General features: G+C 56.3%; 1 pseudogene. It reads right to left on the reverse strand.

The features are described 5' to 3' along the window. A pseudogene (locus AB4124_RS34105) lies at nucleotides 1–486 on the reverse strand (hypothetical protein); the annotation flags it as partial.

The following is a 486-nucleotide window of genomic DNA, read 5'->3' on the forward strand; positions in this document are numbered from 1 at the left end:
ATTTGCGCACCAGTCAGTGAGCCTTCGGCAATCTGTGTGCCTGTGAGCGAACCATCCGCAACGTGTTCGGCGATGATGGAAGCCTTAGCAATGTTGCTGCCGGTCACCGATCCCTCATCTAGAGTGAAGTTATCGAAGGCATCCGGTCCTAGGTGTTGTCTGCCGATGGCTCCGTCAGCAATTTGCGCACCAGTCAGTGAGCCTTCGGCAATCTGCACGCCTGTGAGCGAACCATCCGCAACGTGTTCGGCGRTGATGGAAGCCTTAGCAATGTTGCTGCCGGTCACCGATCCCTCATCTAGAGTGAAGTTATCGAAGGCATCTGGTCCGAGATGCCGGCTGCCGATGGCTCCGTCAGCAATTTGCGCACCAGTCAGTGAGCCTTCGGCAATCTGTGTGCCTGTGAGCGAACCATCCGCAACGTGTTCGGCGATGATGGAAGCCTTAGCAATGTTGCTGCCGGTCACCGATCCCTCATCTAGAGTG

The organism is Paenibacillus sp. 2KB_20, assembly GCF_052115765.1.
Taxonomy (GTDB): Bacteria; Bacillota; Bacilli; order Paenibacillales; family Paenibacillaceae; genus Paenibacillus_AQ.